Source organism: Citrobacter sp. CK195 (genome assembly GCF_030333365.1).
Taxonomy (GTDB): Bacteria; Pseudomonadota; Gammaproteobacteria; order Enterobacterales; family Enterobacteriaceae; genus Citrobacter_B; species Citrobacter_B koseri.
In genome coordinates, this window is sequence record NZ_JAOWGB010000023.1 from 362,969 (window position 1) to 377,297 (window position 14,329).

The 14,329-nt window shown below is 51.7% G+C and carries 14 protein-coding genes and 1 pseudogene; 6 read left to right on the plus strand and 9 right to left on the minus strand.

What is annotated here, in order from left to right; all coding sequences use genetic code 11:
- Positions 1-32 precede the first annotated feature (32 nt).
- A pseudogene (locus OGX93_RS10270) lies at positions 33-822 on the plus strand (AraC family transcriptional regulator); the annotation flags it as partial.
- On the opposite strand, the gene OGX93_RS10275 reads toward OGX93_RS10270, so the two are convergent.
- Positions 805-1,251 carry a DUF441 domain-containing protein gene (locus OGX93_RS10275; protein ID WP_101744274.1) on the minus strand — a complete coding sequence of 149 codons (447 nt, stop codon included), beginning with the start codon at positions 1,249-1,251 and terminating at the stop codon, positions 805-807. The pseudogene OGX93_RS10270 and the gene OGX93_RS10275 sit on opposite strands and share 18 nt — an antisense overlap.
- A gap of 209 nt (positions 1,252-1,460) precedes the next feature.
- On the opposite strand from OGX93_RS10275, the gene yoaI reads away from it, so the two are divergent.
- Complete coding sequence (yoaI, locus tag OGX93_RS10280; RefSeq protein WP_096753847.1) at positions 1,461-1,565, plus strand: small membrane protein YoaI; 105 nt, start codon at positions 1,461-1,463, stop codon at positions 1,563-1,565.
- A 4-nt stretch (positions 1,566-1,569) separates the two neighbouring features.
- Here the strand turns inward: yoaI and OGX93_RS10285 are convergent, their stop codons facing one another.
- Complete coding sequence (locus OGX93_RS10285; RefSeq protein WP_012132676.1) at positions 1,570-2,073, minus strand: YbaK/prolyl-tRNA synthetase associated domain-containing protein; 504 nt, start codon at positions 2,071-2,073, stop codon at positions 1,570-1,572.
- 45 nt (positions 2,074-2,118) lie between these two features.
- Entirely contained in the window at positions 2,119-3,606 is a 1,488-nt protein-coding gene (dgcJ, locus tag OGX93_RS10290) for a diguanylate cyclase DgcJ (RefSeq protein ID WP_012132675.1), read from the minus strand.
- 170 nt (positions 3,607-3,776) lie between these two features.
- Between dgcJ and OGX93_RS10295 the strand changes: the two genes are divergently transcribed.
- Complete coding sequence (locus OGX93_RS10295; RefSeq protein ID WP_286449628.1) at positions 3,777-4,547, plus strand: class I SAM-dependent methyltransferase; 771 nt, start codon at positions 3,777-3,779, stop codon at positions 4,545-4,547.
- Positions 4,548-4,598: 51 nt separating this feature from the next.
- Here OGX93_RS10295 and OGX93_RS10300 read toward each other — a convergent pair whose 3' ends face one another.
- Together OGX93_RS10300 and yeaG are read right to left on the minus strand one after the other, a co-directional pair.
- Positions 4,599-5,882 (minus strand): YeaH/YhbH family protein, encoded by a 1,284-nt coding sequence (locus OGX93_RS10300; protein ID WP_058669020.1) that lies wholly within the window; start codon positions 5,880-5,882, stop codon positions 4,599-4,601.
- Between the two features lie 204 nt (positions 5,883-6,086).
- A complete protein-coding gene (gene yeaG, locus OGX93_RS10305) occupies positions 6,087-8,021 on the minus strand; it encodes a protein kinase YeaG (RefSeq protein WP_012132672.1) in 1,935 nt (644 codons plus the stop codon).
- 432 nt (positions 8,022-8,453) lie between these two features.
- On the opposite strand from yeaG, the gene OGX93_RS10310 reads away from it, so the two are divergent.
- Positions 8,454-9,200, plus strand: a complete 747-nt coding sequence (locus tag OGX93_RS10310; protein ID WP_012132670.1) for a MipA/OmpV family protein — start codon at positions 8,454-8,456, stop codon at positions 9,198-9,200.
- Between the two features lie 209 nt (positions 9,201-9,409).
- Here OGX93_RS10310 and OGX93_RS10315 read toward each other — a convergent pair whose 3' ends face one another.
- Both OGX93_RS10315 and gapA read right to left on the minus strand, forming a co-directional pair.
- Positions 9,410-10,294, minus strand: a complete 885-nt coding sequence (locus OGX93_RS10315) for a D-hexose-6-phosphate mutarotase (protein WP_286449626.1) — start codon at positions 10,292-10,294, stop codon at positions 9,410-9,412.
- An 84-nt stretch (positions 10,295-10,378) separates the two neighbouring features.
- On the minus strand, positions 10,379-11,374 hold the full coding sequence (gene gapA / locus OGX93_RS10320; protein ID WP_012132666.1) for a glyceraldehyde-3-phosphate dehydrogenase: 996 nt from the start codon (positions 11,372-11,374) through the stop codon (positions 10,379-10,381).
- A gap of 341 nt (positions 11,375-11,715) precedes the next feature.
- Here gapA and msrB point away from each other — a divergent pair, with 341 nt between their 5' ends.
- The gene (gene msrB, locus OGX93_RS10325) at positions 11,716-12,129 is read left to right on the plus strand and encodes a peptide-methionine (R)-S-oxide reductase MsrB (protein WP_047457431.1); all 414 of its coding nucleotides are present in this window, start codon (positions 11,716-11,718) and stop codon (positions 12,127-12,129) included.
- 41 nt (positions 12,130-12,170) lie between these two features.
- Positions 12,171-12,446 (plus strand): YeaC family protein, encoded by a 276-nt coding sequence (locus tag OGX93_RS10330; protein WP_012132664.1) that lies wholly within the window; start codon positions 12,171-12,173, stop codon positions 12,444-12,446.
- A gap of 103 nt (positions 12,447-12,549) precedes the next feature.
- Here OGX93_RS10330 and pncA read toward each other — a convergent pair whose 3' ends face one another.
- The gene (gene pncA, locus OGX93_RS10335) at positions 12,550-13,191 is read right to left on the minus strand and encodes a bifunctional nicotinamidase/pyrazinamidase (RefSeq protein WP_115626625.1); all 642 of its coding nucleotides are present in this window, start codon (positions 13,189-13,191) and stop codon (positions 12,550-12,552) included.
- 10 nt (positions 13,192-13,201) lie between these two features.
- Positions 13,202-14,218 carry an asparaginase gene (ansA, locus tag OGX93_RS10340; RefSeq protein WP_058669022.1) on the minus strand — a complete coding sequence of 339 codons (1,017 nt, stop codon included), beginning with the start codon at positions 14,216-14,218 and terminating at the stop codon, positions 13,202-13,204.
- Positions 14,219-14,329 lie beyond the last annotated feature (111 nt).

The following is a 14,329-nucleotide window of genomic DNA, read 5'->3' on the forward strand; positions in this document are numbered from 1 at the left end:
ATGACAGTTTATCGCTAAAATCGGACAATATGATGATTGGCCTGAGACTGGATGGCTACGAGCCTGACCTTCACCATGATGCGGCTGTGGCCTTTTGCATTCGCGCTCGCGAAGATGAGCTTTTCAGTCCGCTGCATCACCATCGAAAAGGGCAACTGATCCTGGCGCTGCATGGCGCTATTACCTGCGAGGTAGAAAGCGCCATGTGGATGGTGCCACCACAGTATGCGGTATGGGTTCCCGGCGAAATTCCCCACAGTAACCACGTCACGGCGGGGGCGGAATTATGTTTTCTGTTTATTGAGCCGGATGCGGTTGTGATGCCGGATCGCTGCTGTACGCTAAAAATAACGCCATTGTGCCGGGAGCTGATTCTGGCGCTTGCCGCGAGAACGGATATTCAGCGTACCGAGCCAATGACGCAGCGCCTGACACAGGTCTTGTTTGATGAGCTTCCGCAGCAACCACAGGAGCAGATGCAGCTTCCGGTTTCCGGGCATCCTAAAATACGTCAAATGGTGGAGACGATGGCGCGTGAACCAGCCCGCTGGCAAACGCTGGGGCAGTGGGCGAGCTTGTTCGCCATGAGCGAACGCAATCTTGCCCGACTGGTGGTAAAGGAAACCGGCCTGAGCTTTCGTCGCTGGCGTCACCAGTTGCAGCTTATTCTGGCGTTGCAGGCGCTGATTGACGGACACAGCGTGCAGCACGTCGCTCAAACGCTGGGTTATGATTCAACGACCGCGTTTATCACCATGTTTAAAAAGGGGCTGGGGCAAACGCCAGGCCGTTATCTGGCCGGGCTTACTGCTTCCCAATAATCAGCGACACCAGGCCTGCGGCAATGAGCGGGCCGACCGGCACGCCCCGGAACAACGCGACGCCCAGTACCGTTCCCACCAGTAAACCCGCGACCAGCTGTGGCTGGCTTCCCATCAGCGTAACGCCGCGCCCGCCCAGCCAGGAAACAAAGATGCCAATGGCGATGGCAACCAGTGATTTCCAGTTGACGAAGGAGTGAATGAGCGTAGAGGGAGGCAGCGAACCGCTGGCGATCGGCGCCATGACGCCGATAGTCAGGATAATGATCCCGACGGTAAGCCCCTGTTTCTCAATCCACGGGAAAAACGTATTGAGTGGGGTAACGCGGACAATGATCAACACCAGAATTGAAACGGCGACAGTGGTGTTATGGCTGATAAAGCCCAGCGCTGCCAGTCCAAGCAGGATCAGCAGAGTGACATCAAACATCGTGGTTTCCTTGCCAGAGAAAGATAAGCCTGCTTACTGTACGCGCAAATACGTGAGTGAACAGGCTTTTTTATCAATAACGGCACATTTTCAGGCGAATGCCTGAGGAGAATTTTCCGGGCAGGCCAGGCTTGCTGTCATTAAATTGCCATTAATTCGATTTATCAATAACAGGTGAGCCGTTTTCTCTGTCGCAACGGGGTGAAACCATGAACGATCATATGCTGATTGAAACGCTGATCATTACCTCATCATTTTTCGCTATTGCCGCGGTGATTGTGATTTCCGTACTGGTGCTGGAAAGACGTTTCTGAGCCGTTATTGCGCTCGGCGAAAGTTGACCAGTTCAGGCTGCGCAATGCGCAGGTAATCGTCGGTATTCATAATGACCGATTTTTCCAGTACGCCGGCGTTAAACGCGATTTCGTTGAAGCGCTCGAACAACAGCGGATCGGCCACCAGCTTCAGGTTAGGGTGGAAGCTAAAAGGGGGAATCGCGCCAAAGACGCAGCCGGTCAGCGCATCCACCTCGGCAGGGCTGGCAAGCGAAGCTCTTAGTCCGCCGAGATGGTTTGCGAGTTGGGCGAGATCGGCCTGCTGGTCAGCGGAAAGGATCGCCAGGACATGTTGATTGACGCCATTGCCTTTCACTTTACACACCAGCGCTTTTGCCCCCTGGCCCAGTGCGGTGCCGCGAATTTCCGAAACCGCTTCGCACTTACCGACCGCCTCGTGGCTGAGTACACGATAAGTGGCGCCTTCCTGCGATAAAAGGGTAATCAAACGCTGGTGAGCCGTGATCCCCTTAGCGACTTCATTCATTATTCACTCCCAATATTGCGATGAAGTTTTAACGGCAAAAGGGTATCACAAACGTGCATGATTTTGTTGTTTGTTGAGATAGAGTTGCTCATCAGAGGCCTTGTATGCGTCCTGGATCGTATCCTCAGGCTGCATATGATAAAGTCCAGCGGAAAAACTAATCACCTTATCTGGCGCGATGATTCGCAACTTATTGGCAATACGCTCAGGTAAAGTTGTTGCCGGTACAACTGAATCGATAAGAATTACACAAAATTCATCACCTCCCAATCTTATTGCGTAATCAGTTTTACGCACCGATGCTTCAATGGCTTTTGCCAGCAATGTAATTGTGCGATCGCCTTCCTGATGCCCCTGCGTGTCGTTAATGACTTTCAACCTATCCAGATCGATGGCGATAAACGTCACGGAGGTGCCTGTGTTGACCAGTCGCTGCAACCGCTGTTCAAGCTGCGGTGTCAGGATCTTACGGTTATAGAGGCCGGTCATCGCATCGCTGATATTTTCACGATTGACATTATGGTAAAGGCGAAAATGCATTCTGACCATGTTCAGTAACGTAGCGGTAACGAGCAGGTAAAAGGCGAACAGTTTCCATGATGAGACAATAAAATACAGGATGTCGAGAGATAATGTGACACGGATTCCGCCTGGCAGGTCGTGAACATAATTAACATAATTAAAGAGGTTATTTTCGCTCTGATGGACAATGATTTTTTTCTCTGAATTAAGGTCGAACAGAGTCGCGTCCAGATAGCGCCAGACCAGTGGACGATCCTGAGTGTAAAAAATATTCTTCAGGTTATCCTGGTTAATATCCACCATTACTATGCCTTTTAACTTTCCATGTAGATAAACGGGAGTTAAAAAACTCATCACATTTTTTTCCGTAAGATCGTCCTGATAAATGCTTGAGAGCACTGTTCGCCCTGTGAATTGACCATCAATATCGTTACGGTTGATTCCCAGCGTTCCTTTTCGCAGAAAAGACCAGTGGTGCATAAAAAATTGTCTGGAGTCAATCAGGTTATAAAAATAGACGTAGCGTTTTTTAATATCCAGATAGTAGTGGAATTTATCTTCTACAGTGCCCAGCCCTTTACCATAATCCTTCTGGTTACGATTCGCGGCCACCGCCTGATCAAAAGCGAACAACAGAGGAGCGTCGTCAGCTACGATCGCGCAGTTTGCCTCGGCGGTTTGCAGTGTTCCATGTAGCGATGGGTTATTATGAGTGGTGAGATTGATGCCGTGGGTATTGCGACCTGTTTCAAATCCGCGGCATAACGCATATTGTTGTTCATCGGATGGCGGTGTTTTGGGCTCCGTGAACGTGCGCATTAAATGAGCTGCAATGCTCTGATTCTGGTACTTGTCATACAAAAATGAAGAGTCTGCCTTTTCGATGATGTAGCCCATATAGGCATTCATCGCCCTGTCACTGGCGATCAATTCATAAGCCAGAAAAGAGGACGTCAGTACAATGACGCTTGCGGAGATAAAGAGCCTGAGCGCTTTATGATGCAATTTCATGATGAATAACAGTTTTCAAAGGGCGACGCTTCAGTTTATCACAGTGGCGATGTTCTCTCTAACAGCGCCTTCGTCCTCTTTTGTGTTATGAAATAAAAATCATTCTCATACTTCCCCTTTTTCTCTTAATGTTGTATTTATAATGCAACTTATCAGGAAGGAGGTGCGCGATGAGTGCGAATGAAAAAGCGGGCCATACATTTTTAGCAAGCCTGGGCAAAACCCGTCTGCGTCCGGGCGGCATTGAGGCGACGGAGTGGCTGTTCAGCCAGTCTCAGCTGACGCCGGGCAGCCAGGTGCTGGAAGTGGCATGCAATATGGCGACGACCGCCATTGAGTTGGTGCAACGTTTTGGTTGTTCGGTCTACGCCATCGATATGGATAAAAACGCGCTGGCAAACGCGCGGAACAATGTCGCGGCGCACGGGCTGGAAAATCACATCCATGTCATGGCTGCCAATGCCAACAGCCTACCCTTTGCCGATAACAGTTTTGATGTCGTGATTAACGAGGCCATGCTCACCATGTATGCCGACAAAGCGAAAGCAAAGCTGATCGGTGAATATTATCGGGTTCTGAAGCCGGGTGGCCGTCTCTTAACGCACGATATTATGCTGACCAGCCAGAAGCTGGCGGAAGGTGAGCAGAACCAGCTTCAGCATGTGGTGAAATCGAATGTAAGCCCGATGACCAAACAAGGCTGGCGCGATCTGTTGCTGGATTCCGGGTTTGAGCAGGTTTTACAGCAGAACGGTGAAATGTCGCTGATGTCTCCGCGAGGGTTGATTCGCGATGAAGGGCTGAAAGGGGCGCTTAGAATTGTTTATAACGGGCTGTGCATCCGTGACAATCGCAGCCGTTTTATCAAGATGTTTCGCTTCTTTAAATCACAGCGCCATCAGTTGAATTACATTGCCTGCTGTTCGGTTAAGGGGAAATAAAGAAAAGCCAGAACAGGGTTCTGGCTTTTTACTGACCTGACGGACTGATTTCTAGTCTTTACTTGTCGTACTTTGTTTCTGGAACAGTTCACGGAAGACTGGATAGATATCATCCTGGTCGCGGATATGCTGCATCGCAAAGTTATCAAAAGTCGATTGCAGATGCTCATATTCGCGCCATAAGGTCTGGTGGGCGCGGCGGGTGATTTCGATATAGCTGTAATAGCGCACCACCGGCAGCAGTTTTTTCGCCAGAATCTCATGACACAGCGGAGAGTCATCTGCCCAGTTATCGCCATCCGAAGCCTGCGCCGCGTAGATATTCCACTGCGCCGGGTCGTAGCGATCTTTCACTACCTCATCCATCAATTTCAGGGCGCTGGAGACGATAGTGCCCCCGGTTTCCTGGGAGTAGAAGAACTCATGCTCATCCACCTCTTTTGCCTGCGTATGGTGGCGGATATAGACCACTTCAACGTTCTTATAGGTTCGGCTGAGGAACAGGTAGAGCAGGATATAAAAACGTTTGGCCATATCTTTGGTGGCCTGATCCATCGAGCCGGATACGTCCATCAGGCAGAACATCACGGCCTGGCTGGAAGGGTCAGGGCGCTTTTCATAATTTTTGTAGCGTAAATCAAAGGTGTCGATAAAGGGGACACGGTCGATTTTTGCCCGCAGTTCAGCAATCTCTTTACGTAGCCGCTCCTCTTCCAGCAACTGCGCGGGTTCGCTTTTGGTGATGATGTCCAGGTCGTCCTCAAGCGCGCGCAGCTCCCGACGTTTACCCGCAGTCATCGCCGTGCGGCGCGCCAGAGAGTTTTGCAGGGAACGCACCACGCTGATGTTGGCCGGAACGCCGTTGGAGGTAAAACCCGCGCGGTGGGTTTTATACTCAGTAAGCTGCCGTTGCTGATTTTTTTTCAGGTTAGGCAGCGCTAAATCTTCAAAGAGCAGATCCAGATACTCATCTTTGGAAATCTGAAAGACGAATTCATCCTGACCCTCACCATCCTGACTGGCCTGGCCTTGCCCACTCCCGGAACCACCGCCGCCACCTTGTGGACGCTCAATGCGATCGTTCTGTACGAAATGATCGTTGCCGGGGTGTACGCGATGGCGCAAGCCGCCCCGTCCCTGATGAAACATCGGTTCGCTGATGTCATCTGTCGGGATTGAGACGGACTCGCCGCTCTCTACATCGGTCACCGAACGTTTATTAATGGCCTCGGAGATCGACTGTTTAATTTGCGCTTTATAACGGCGTAAGAAGCGCTGGCGGTTCACCATGCTCTTGTTTTTACCGTTAAGACGCCGGTCAATAAACCAGGTCATAAGCCCCCCGTACTGCATTTGCCAACTTACGCTTCATCCTTCAAGTTGTCTCTGCGTTGGCTGTATTCGCTCACCCCAGTCACGTACTTATGTACGCTCCTGGGGATTCACTCATTTGCCGCCTTGATACCTCTTGAATGATTTCGCGTACAAAAGAATTGTTGGCCCGGTAAACGGATAAAATTTTCCGGGCCATTTATGCTGTTAAGACGATTTCCGTACGCGCAGATACCATTCGCACAGCAGGCGAACCTGCTTACGGGTATAACCTTTCTCCATCATGCGGTCGACAAAATCGTCGTGTTTTTTCTGCTCGTCGGTTGAGGTTTTCGCGTTAAACGAAATCACCGGCAGCAGCTCCTCGGTATTCGAGAACATTTTCTTCTCAATAACCGTGCGCAGTTTTTCGTAACTGGTCCAGTTTGGATTGCGACCGCTGTTATTCGCTCTGGCACGCAGAACGAAGTTGACGATCTCGTTACGGAAATCTTTCGGGTTGCTGATGCCCGCCGGTTTTTCGATTTTCTCCAGTTCAGCGTTCAGTGACTCGCGGTCAAAGAGCTGGCCGGTATCCGGGTCGCGGTATTCCTGATCCTGAATCCAGAAATCCGCATAGGTGACATAACGATCAAAAATGTTCTGTCCGTACTCGGAATAGGATTCCAGATAGGCGGTCTGGATCTCTTTGCCAATAAACTCGGCGTATTTCGGGATCAGATAACCTTTCAGGAACTCCAGATAGCGTTCAGCCAGCTCTTGCGGGAACTGTTCGCGCTCGATCTGCTGCTCCAGTACGTAGAACAGATGCACCGGGTTGGCGGCCACTTCGGCATGGTCAAAGTTAAACACGCGGGAGAGGATCTTAAACGCGAAACGCGTGGACAGACCATTCATCCCTTCATCGACGCCGGCGTAGTCCCGGTATTCCTGATAGGACTTCGCTTTCGGGTCGGTATCTTTCAGGCTTTCGCCATCATAGACGCGCATTTTCGAGTAGATGCTCGAGTTTTCCGGCTCTTTCAGACGAGAAAGAATCGAGAAGCGCGACAGGGTTTCCAGCGTACCCGGCGCGCATGGCGCATGAGTCAGCTCACTGTGATTCAGCAGCTTCTCGTAGATTTTGATCTCTTCGGAAATGCGTAAGCAATACGGCACCTTCACGATGTAAACACGGTCGAGGAAGGCTTCGTTATTTTTGTTGTTGCGGAAAGTCACCCATTCGGATTCGTTCGAGTGGGCAAGAATAATGCCGTTAAACGGCAGGGCGGAGATACCTTCCGTCCCGTTGTAGTTACCTTCCTGAGTGGCGGTCAGCAGAGGATGCAGCACTTTAATCGGTGCTTTAAACATCTCGACGAACTCCATGATCCCCTGGTTAGCGCGGCACAGCGCGCCGGAATAGCCATAGGCATCCGGGTCGTTTTGCGCGTGGTGTTCGAGTTTACGAATATCCACCTTGCCGACCAGCGCGGAAATATCCTGGTTGTTTTCATCGCCGGGTTCTGTTTTGGCGATAGCAATCTGTTCCAGAATGGACGGCCAGACTTTGATGACGCGGAATTTGGTAATATCCCCGCCGAACTCATGCAGACGTTTCGCGGCCCACGGCGACATAATGGTGCCGAGATAGCGGCGCGGAATGCCGTACTCTTTTTCCAGAATCTGCGCGTCCTCCTGCGGATTAAACAGGCATAACGGGTGATCATTTACCGGACTACGCTCACCGTTGGCGCTCAGAACATAAATAGGCACATGCTGCATCAAAGATTTCAGTCGCTCGGCCAGCGACGATTTACCGCCCCCTACAGGCCCCAACAGATACAGGATCTGTTTCTTCTCTTCCAGCCCCTGAGCCGCGTGTTTCAGATAAGAGACAATCTGTTCAATCGCGTCTTCCATGCCGTAAAACTCTTCGAATGCGGGATAGCGAGCGATGACCCGGTTCGAAAAGAGTCGAGAAAGTCGAGGTTCCTGGGCAGTATCGACCATGACAGGCTCACCAATAGCCATCAGTAGCCGCTCTGCCGCGTTGGCATAAGCACTGCGATCTTGCCGACAAGTGGTAAGAAACTCCTGCAGTGTGAACTCTTCGTCCTTGGCAGCTTCATAGCGCTGGCGATAGTGATCGAATATATTCATGGTATGCCGTCCTTTCGTTTTTTAGCACATGGTAAGAGCCGTTCATATGAATAGTAGAGGCTCCCGGAAGAGGTAACTGAACGACGTCTCTACTGATAAACAGCAACTCTCATGCCACAACGCAGAGCAAGAGATCAACGTGCCCGGTGATACACCTTCTTAAAATTAAGCGTAGATGGCATTTGCAAAACTTGCCTGTGCGCATAAATGAATTTCAATGGCATATCAATAACTCATCCGCTAAAAGTGCATGGTTATGTAAAGAAAAGAGATGAAAGTCATCCCGCGTTCATCCGACTGCAAGCAAACTGTCATCCACTATTGAGAAATTAACCGGTTACAGAGAGTGAAACGAATAAGTAAAATAGTTGGGTTGAAACGTATTGGCAGTTACACTTTTGGCGCTAAACATTTGAATAAGGAATATGGATTGTGACCAAACTCAAACTTCTGGCATTTGGCGTGCTTATCGCCACATCAGCTGGCGTAGCGCAAGCTGAAAACGACTTGACGCTGGGCGCTGGCGTTGGTGTGGTTGAACATCCTTACAAAGATTACGATGCTGATGTGTATCCGGTGCCGGTTATCAACTATGAAAGTGATAACTTCTGGTTCCGGGGCCTGGGCGGCGGATACTACCTGTGGAACGACAAAGCGGATAAATTGTCGATTACCGCGTACTGGTCTCCGCTGTACTTTAAGCCGGGTGACAGCGACGATCGCCGACTGCGCGAACTCGACAAGCGTAAGAGCACCATGATGGCGGGCCTGTCTTACATCCACAATACCGAATACGGTTTCCTGCGCACCACGCTGGCGGGCGATACGCTGGATAACAGCAACGGCATCGTGTGGGATCTGGCCTGGTTGTACCGCTATACCAATGGCGCGCTGACGCTGACGCCGGGTATTGGCGTGCAGTGGAACAGCGAAAACCAGAACGAATACTACTATGGCGTTTCGCGCAAAGAGTCCTCGCGCAGCGGCCTGCGTAGCTACGATCCAGAAAGCGGCTGGAACCCGTACCTGGAAATCAGCGCTAACTACAACTTCCTCGGGGACTGGAGCGTTTACGGTACAGCGCGTTATACCCGTTTGTCGGATGAAGTGACCGACAGTCCGATGGTTGATAAATCCTGGACCGGCCTGATCTCAACCGGGATCACCTATAAGTTCTGATTGTGCATTTTTACAGTGCAATTCGTGCATCAAAACAGGGCGCTTGCGCTCTGTTTTGCTTTGCGGTGGTGCATTGATGGGGAGGATGCGATGACAGGACGTGGTACATGGGTGAGAATGCCAGCGCAGAGATGTACGCAGACGGCGGTGCCGACAGGTTGCAGGCCGGATAAGATGCGTCAGCATCGTCATCCGGCATCAGTCAAGCCTTAACGTTTTGCGACGCGAATTGTTTGCACCAGGCGAGACGGTTTTTCTTCGCTGGCTTTTTGCGGCGCGGTGGCGTAAGCCGTTTCCACACAGACAAAGGTTTTGTAGCCATCATCCGGCATGTCGCCCATGCTGGCGGCGAGTGCCGGGCCAGGGTTCCATCCCACAACGTTAATGTTGTGATGGTGGATGACGTCAATGTTGCGGTTCAGCGCATCATCATGGATAACGCTACAGGCTTCCGGGTTCAGGTAAACGCGGTCAGTACGATCCGGGAACGTCTGGATGCCGTCTGCCAGCACATCTTCTTTGGCGTCGTTCACTTTATCAATGAAACGGTCGCCAAGGCCGCTGACCTTAACTGCGGCGATATCGCCGACGTTAAAGTAGGTGTGCAGGGCAGATGTGGTTTCGAATTCGCCGTGGGCTTCCAGTTCGATCTCACAGGTTTTACCCACTTTGAAGCGCGCAAGCAGGGTGAAATCGTGCGGCCAGTACTGGCGTGTTGCCTCACTGCTCTGTAGTTCAAATGTCAGTACCGCGCCGTTGTCGTCTTCGTTGTGGGCTTTCAGCGCCCACGGCAGGTTACGGGCAAAGCCGTGAGACGGCAGACCCTGCTGCGCAGAGGGGCCAAACCACGGCCAGCAGATCGGTACGCCGCCACGCAGCGCAACGCCTGTTTTAAACGGCGTGTTGTTGCTCAGCCACAGCACTTCTTCGGCGCCTGCTGGTTTCCAGGAGAGCAAATGTGCGCCCTGGAGTGCAAAAGACGCCCTAACTTGCGGGTGATCGACGACGATCACGTCAAGCTCGTCGAGCTGGCGGCGGGAGAGGACAGGGGTAATTTGTTCGATGACCGGGAGAGCGAAAATTGTGTTAATCATGATGCAATCCTTGGAGTTGAAAACTCTTAGCCATAAAAAAAGGCGACCGGAGGTCGCCTTTTGGGATCAATTTCTCATCTCAACTTATTTGGAGATGTGAGCAATCAGATCCAGAACTTTGTTGGAGTAGCCGGTTTCGTTGTCGTACCAGGAGACCAGTTTCACGAAGTTGTCGTTCAGCGCGATACCTGCTTTAGCATCGAACACGGAAGTGCATACTTCGCCGTTGAAATCGGTAGATACTACGTCGTCTTCGGTGTAACCCAGAACGCCTTTCATCGGGCCTTCGGAAGCAGCTTTGATCGCTTTCTTAATGTCTTCGTAAGAAGCCGCTTTTTCCAGACGAACGGTCAGGTCAACAACGGATACGTTCGGAGTCGGAACGCGGAACGCCATACCAGTCAGTTTGCCGTTCAGTTCCGGCAGTACTTTACCTACCGCTTTAGCAGCACCGGTAGAGGACGGGATGATGTTCTGAGCCGCGCCACGGCCGCCGCGCCAGTCTTTGTGAGACGGGCCGTCAACGGTTTTCTGAGTAGCGGTGGTCGCGTGAACGGTGGTCATCAGACCTTCGATGATGCCGAAGTTGTCGTTGATAACTTTAGCCAGCGGCGCCAGGCAGTTAGTGGTGCAGGATGCGTTGGAAACGATGTCCTGGCCTTCGTATTTGTCAAAGTTAGCGCCTTTAACAAACATCGGAGTGTTGTCTTTGGACGGACCTGTCAGAACCACTTTTTTCGCGCCAGCAGTGATGTGCTTACGTGCGGTTTCGTCAGTCAGGAAGATACCGGTAGCTTCAGCAACTACGTCAACACCAACTTCGTCCCATTTCAGGTTAGCCGGATCACGTTCAGCGGTAACACGGATTTTTTTACCGTTAACGATCAGATGACCGTCTTTCACTTCAACGGTGCCATCGAAACGACCGTGAGTGGAGTCATATTTCAGCATGTAAGCCATGTATTCAGCGTCTAACAGATCGTTGATTGCAACAATCTCAATGTCAGAACGTTTCTGAGCAGCACGGAAAACAATGCGACCGATACGGCCAAAACCGTTGATACCTACTTTGATAGTCATATATTCCACCAGCTATTTGTTAGTGAATAAAAGGTTGCCTGTAAAATTACAAAAACCTTACGCAGCGTCAAGCGGAATCGTGTCAATCATTGCGACAAATCAATCCTCTGTACAAGCTTTGCACGGCTGACTCGCCTCACTCTTCCTTTCGGCTTGAAACCACATGGGGGCGGCGCCCCGAATTTTAAAGGGCAACTGAGATAAAAACGTGATTCCGATCACGATTCATAAGCTGCCATTTCGCAAGGATCAAGTTTAGAACAAAAGTTCACACTGGGGTGTTAATGTTTTGTTAGAATCGGTCACGCAATGTGAGTATGGCTAAAGCGAGATGTGAGCAAATGGCTAATCAACCCTCTGCGGAAGATCTGAAAAAAAAGTTGTCCGAAATGCAATTCTACGTGACGCAGAATCACGGTACGGAACCGCCATTTACCGGGCGTTTGCTGCATAATAAGCGTGATGGCGTCTACCACTGTCTGGTCTGCGACGCGCCGCTGTTTCATTCCCAAACCAAGTATGATTCCGGCTGCGGCTGGCCGAGCTTTTACGAGCCGGTCAGTGAAGAATCTATCCGTTACATTAAGGACTTTTCCCACGGGATGCAGCGTATAGAAATTCGCTGCGGCAACTGTGATGCGCACCTGGGACATGTCTTTTCGGATGGCCCACAGCCGACGGGTGAGCGTTATTGCGTCAATTCGGCCTCATTAAGCTTCACCGATGATGAAAACGGCGAACAAACTAAGGGCTGAAAAAACGATTCAGCAAATTATTCCACAGGAGCGGACTTATCATGAATCTTGATGAGATGATCGACAGCATGACGCCGGAAGTTTATCAGCGCTTATCTACCGCCGTTGAGCTGGGAAAATGGCCGGACGGCGTTGCGCTGACGCCGGAGCAAAAAGAGAACAGCATGCAACTGGTGATGCTCTGGCAGGCGCGGCACAATACCGACGCGCAGCATATGACCATTGATACCAACGGTCAGATGGTGATGAAAAGTAAGCAGCAGTTGAAAGAGGATTTTGGCATTGCGCCAAAATCGATTGCGACGCTGAAACTGTAATGTAGCTTTTTTGTTGGTAGCCTGATGGCGCTTCGCTTATCAGGCCTACAAAGCAATGACCAGTAGGCCCGATAAGCGAAGCGCCATCAGGCAGTAAGAACACCTAACCCTGCGTTTCTTCCCAGTCAGCCAGCGTATACAGCGTGGCACCAGCGGCCGCCATCTCCATAAAGGCGTGCGCGCTGTCCTGCGGCTGAATATTCACGCCGCGACAGCCGTCGGTAATCACATTCACCGTATAACCCAGTTGCAGCGCATCCAGCACGGTAAACTTCACGCAGTAATCGGTCGCCAGCCCCATCACGATCAGCGTCTGTACGCCGTTCTCACGAAGCCAGGCGTCCAGGGCGGTTTTCTGGCGGCGTCCGTTATCAAAAAAGGCGCTGTAGCTGTCCACCTGCGGATTCTCGCCTTTATGGAAAACCGCATCGATGGCGTTCTGCCTGAGCAGGGGATGCAAGGCCGCGCCGTCGCTATTTTGTACGCAGTGATCGGGCCAGAAGGTTTGCGCTAAACCGTCCAGTTGTCCCTGGCTGTAGGGCTGCGCCTGATGCTGGCTGGCGAAACTGCCGTGTCCGGCAGGATGCCAGTCCTGGCTGGCGATCACCGCGTCGCCGCGCGCTTTACACCAGGCGATAAGACGGTTTGCTACGTCCACGGTGCTGTCGCCTTCAGGGACGGCCAGTGCGCCGCCGGCGCAAAAATCATTCTGCAAATCAACCAGTAGTAAGGCCCGGGTCGTCATGAAAAGTTCCTTATTCGTCTGGCGTCAGTTCACCGCGTAGATTTTGCGTCATCGCGGTACGAATGGTCTGTGTATCCAGATTCTGGCTTAACAAGTAGTGCAGCTTAGTCAGCGTTGCTTCAACGGTCATATCCGCGCCGCCGATCACGCCAGCATGCGCCAGCGCGTTGCCGGTGGCATACCCACCCATATTCACCTTGCCGGACATGCATTGCGTCAGGTTAACCACCACGATACCGCGTGAACTCGCATCTTCCAGTTCTTTGAGGAACTCTTTGTTCTGCGGCGCGTTACCGACGCCGTAAGAACGCAGGATCAGCGCTTTTACCGGCTGGCGCAGGAAGTTACGCACCACTTCGGCAGAAATTCCCGGATAAATGGTGACGACGCCAATAGGCTGCGGCGTGATTGGGTGAACAATCAGCTCGCCTTCGCCGTGCGGTGCGGGCGGCGTACTTAAGCGACGGATATGAATTCCGGCTTCCAGCAGCGGCTGAAGGTTGGGGGAGGCGAACGCGTCAAAGCCATCGGCATGCGCTTTTGTCGTGCGGTTGCCGCGAAACAGCCGATTATTGAAAAAGAGGGTAACTTCATTGATGGGGTAATTCGCGGCGACATACAGGGCATTCAGCAGATTAATCTGCCCATCGGAGCGTAGCTCCGCCAGCGGGATTTGTGACCCTGTCACAATTACCGGCTTACCCAGATTCTCCAGCATGAAGGAGAGTGCCGAGGCGGTGAATGCCATCGTGTCCGTGCCGTGGAGGATGACAAAGCCGTCATAGTCGTTGTAACGCGCTTTGATGTCTTCTGCGATATGCTGCCAGTCTTCCGGCGTCATATCGGATGAGTCCATCAGCGGGGCATATTCATGAATAGTGAAGTCCGGCATTTCCGGGCGGTGAAATTCGGGCATCAGCGCCAGCTGGCGCTGGAGATGGCCTGATACCGGAATGTAACCCTGTTCCGAGCGCTGCATACCAATCGTACCGCCGGTATAGGCAACGTAAATCGATTTCTTCTGCATGGCAATGTTCTTACGAAGTGAAGTCTCTTATATTGCCGGAGGCGGTTGCGCCTTATCCGGCCTACAAATTACGCGAAACTCGTAGGCCGGATAAGACGCGATAGCATCGCC

What these genes read in the sequence shown, in the direction of transcription:
- OGX93_RS10275 (WP_101744274.1), bottom strand. Translation starts at nt 1,251, where the DNA reads ATGTTTGATGTCACTCTGCTGATCCTGCTTGGACTGGCAGCGCTGGGC.
- yoaI (WP_096753847.1), top strand. Translation starts at nt 1,461, where the DNA reads ATGAACGATCATATGCTGATTGAAACGCTGATCATTACCTCATCATTT.
- OGX93_RS10285 (WP_012132676.1), bottom strand. Translation starts at nt 2,073, where the DNA reads ATGAATGAAGTCGCTAAGGGGATCACGGCTCACCAGCGTTTGATTACC.
- dgcJ (WP_012132675.1), bottom strand. Translation starts at nt 3,606, where the DNA reads ATGAAATTGCATCATAAAGCGCTCAGGCTCTTTATCTCCGCAAGCGTC.
- OGX93_RS10295 (WP_286449628.1), top strand. Translation starts at nt 3,777, where the DNA reads ATGAGTGCGAATGAAAAAGCGGGCCATACATTTTTAGCAAGCCTGGGC.
- OGX93_RS10300 (WP_058669020.1), bottom strand. Translation starts at nt 5,882, where the DNA reads ATGACCTGGTTTATTGACCGGCGTCTTAACGGTAAAAACAAGAGCATG.
- yeaG (WP_012132672.1), bottom strand. Translation starts at nt 8,021, where the DNA reads ATGAATATATTCGATCACTATCGCCAGCGCTATGAAGCTGCCAAGGAC.
- OGX93_RS10315 (WP_286449626.1), bottom strand. Translation starts at nt 10,294, where the DNA reads ATGATTAACACAATTTTCGCTCTCCCGGTCATCGAACAAATTACCCCT.
- gapA (WP_012132666.1), bottom strand. Translation starts at nt 11,374, where the DNA reads ATGACTATCAAAGTAGGTATCAACGGTTTTGGCCGTATCGGTCGCATT.
- msrB (WP_047457431.1), top strand. Translation starts at nt 11,716, where the DNA reads ATGGCTAATCAACCCTCTGCGGAAGATCTGAAAAAAAAGTTGTCCGAA.
- OGX93_RS10330 (WP_012132664.1), top strand. Translation starts at nt 12,171, where the DNA reads ATGAATCTTGATGAGATGATCGACAGCATGACGCCGGAAGTTTATCAG.
- pncA (WP_115626625.1), bottom strand. Translation starts at nt 13,191, where the DNA reads ATGACGACCCGGGCCTTACTACTGGTTGATTTGCAGAATGATTTTTGC.
- ansA (WP_058669022.1), bottom strand. Translation starts at nt 14,218, where the DNA reads ATGCAGAAGAAATCGATTTACGTTGCCTATACCGGCGGTACGATTGGT.